Raw genomic sequence first — 2,485 nt, forward strand, 5'->3', positions numbered from 1 at the left:
CCGCGCCCTGCGCGACGCAGGCGGCCTCGATCGCGTCGCGCAGCGCCGCGAGACGGGCCGCCGCCTCGGGCCGGGCCGCCTCCGTCGCGGCCGCCATGCCGGCGATGGCGGGCAGCGGCTCTGTGCCGCCGCGCCGGCCGCGCTCCTGCCCGCCGCCCGCGACCAGGGCCGTCAGGGACAGGCCGGGCCGCAGCAGCAGCGCCCCCGCCCCCTTCGGCCCGCCCAGCTTGTGGCCCGACAGCGCGAGCGAATCGGCCTGGTTCAGCGCGACCGGCACCCGACCGGCCGCCTGCACGGCGTCCACATGCAGCAGCGCCCCGGCGGCGCGGCAGAGCGCGGCGGCCTCGGCGAGCGGGTGCAGCACGCCGGTCTCGTTGTTCGCCGCCATCAGGCAGACCAGGGCCGGCGGCCCGGCCAGCACCCGCTCCAGCGCGCCAAGGTCGAGCGTGCCGTCGGGATGCACGGGCAGAATCTCCGCGCCCGGCGCGGCGGCCAGCACGGCCGGGTGTTCCGTGGCGCCGACCAGCACCCTTCGCCCGGCGGCAAGGCCCCGCACGGCCAGCGCATTCGCCTCGGTCCCGCCGGCGGTGAGGACCAGCTCGGCCGGGCTGCCGCCGAAGGCCGCCGCGATCCGCTGGCGCGCCGCTTCCAGCACCCGCCGCGCCGCCCGCCCCGCCGCATGCACCGAGGAGGGGTTGCCGGCGAGATCGAGGGCGGCCAGCACCGCCGCCCGCGCCTCCGGCCGCAGCGGCTCGGTGGCGTTGGCGTCGAGATAGAGGTCGGGCTGCATGATCCTGCCCCGCCGGACTAGGCCGGGCGGCCATCCGGGACGGAGGGCAGCGGGGGGACGGCGCGGCCGCTGACCTCCGCGCGGATCACATCCGCCAGGCTCACCCCGTCCAGGAACAGCCGGATCTGCTCGCCGAGCTCGGCCCAGAGGTCATGCGTCAGGCAGCGCTGCCCGGCGAGGCAGCCCGGCCCGCCCGCCTCGCAGCGGGTGGCCTGGATCGGCTCGTCCACGGCGTTGACGATCTCTGAAATGGAGATCTCCCCGGCCGGGCGTGCCAGCCGATAACCGCCCCCCGGCCCGCGGGCCGAGGCCACCAGGCCGGCGCGCCGCAGCGGGCCGAAGAGCTGCTCGAGATAGGCCAGCGAGAGATGCTGCGCCTGGGCGATCTCCGCGAGGCTCACCTGGCCGGGGCCTCCAGGGGCGGGGCCGTGCTGGCGGGCGGCGAGCTCGACCATGGCCATGACCGCGTAGCGTCCCCGGGTTGACAGCCTCACGGGACGTCGCCCGGACGGGGCGCCCATGATCCGGTAAGGATTGTCTCCCTAAAATGGGCTTCGTCTCGCCTGCCCAGACGGGGGAACATGGGCACCATGCCGTGAATCCGATATGAAACCCGCGTCCGACTCACTATATTCTGTTGACCCTGGGGCTCGGGAGCCCGCCCTGGGTTCGTCCGGGTGCGGGCCACCTCGCTCCCACCAGAGCCAAGACCGGAGCCTGATGAGCGCGAGAGCGTGTCAGTGCTGCGAAATTATTGTTCCCGACCCCCCGCGTCAACTATTGCGGGGCGAGGGGGCAATCCGGCGGCGGAGCCTGGTGGGATGCGGCGTATTGGCCCGGGCGTGCCGCGGCGGCGGCCCCTGTGGTTCCCCAATTGGCCCGGCGCGCACCCCGCGCCGTTGCCGCAACCGAGACTGGACCTGACGCGCGATGCCCGAAGTGATGTTCGCCGGCCCCGATGGTCGGCTCGAAGGCCGCTACCACCACGCGAAGCAGGCCAATGCCCCGGTGGCGCTGGTGCTGCACCCGCACCCGCTGCATGGCGGCACCATGAACAACCGCATCGTCCACGCGCTGTACCAGCGTTTCCAGGCGATGGGCTTCTCCACCCTGCGCTTCAACTTCCGCGGCGTCGGCCGCAGCCAGGGCCGCTATGACGGCGGCATCGGCGAGATCTCGGACGCCGCGGCGGCGCTCGACTTCCTGCAGGCGGTGAACCCCAACGCCTCCTCGCTCTGGGTCGCGGGCTATTCCTTCGGCTCCTATGTCGGCATGCAGCTGCTGATGCGCCGGCCGGAGATGTCGGGCTTCATCTCCATCAGCCCGCCGGCGAGCCACTACGATTTCGGCTTCCTCGCGCCCTGCCCGTGCAACGGCCTGATGCTGCACGGCGCCGATGACGAGCTGGTGCCCGAAAGCAGCGTGCGGAAGCTGGTGGAGAAGCTGAACACCCAGAAGGGCATCAGCATCGACTACCGCGTGATGCCGGCGGCCGGGCACATCTTCACCCCGCCGCAGGCGGAGCAGGTGGCCGCGGCGGCGGAGGACCACATCAACGTGACGCTGAACCGCAAGCGCATCGCGCTGGCGGCGGACTGAACCGCCCGCGTCCGGACAAAGGGCCCCATCCCCCCCCCGCGGCCCGGGAGCGGCCCCGTTTAGGTGCGGGCCGCCCCCGCGCGACCCCCCCGGGGC

General features: G+C 73.8%; 3 protein-coding genes. 1 reads left to right on the top strand and 2 read right to left on the bottom strand.

Features of this window, described 5'->3' with window-relative positions:
- Window positions 1-790 (bottom strand): cysteine desulfurase family protein (locus AC1MIR_RS05175; protein ID WP_480027121.1); only part of this gene is annotated, 790 nt, incomplete at its 3' end.
- 17 nt (window positions 791-807) lie between these two features.
- A complete protein-coding gene (locus AC1MIR_RS05180; RefSeq protein ID WP_480027122.1) occupies window positions 808-1,284 on the bottom strand; it encodes an Rrf2 family transcriptional regulator in 477 nt (158 codons plus the stop codon).
- 436 nt (window positions 1,285-1,720) lie between these two features.
- On the opposite strand from AC1MIR_RS05180, the gene AC1MIR_RS05185 reads away from it, so the two are divergent.
- Complete coding sequence (locus AC1MIR_RS05185) at window positions 1,721-2,389, top strand: alpha/beta hydrolase (protein WP_480027123.1); 669 nt, start codon at window positions 1,721-1,723, stop codon at window positions 2,387-2,389.
- The last annotated feature ends 96 nt before the right edge of the window (window positions 2,390-2,485 follow it).

The organism is Falsiroseomonas sp. RANM36 (genome assembly GCF_056682175.1).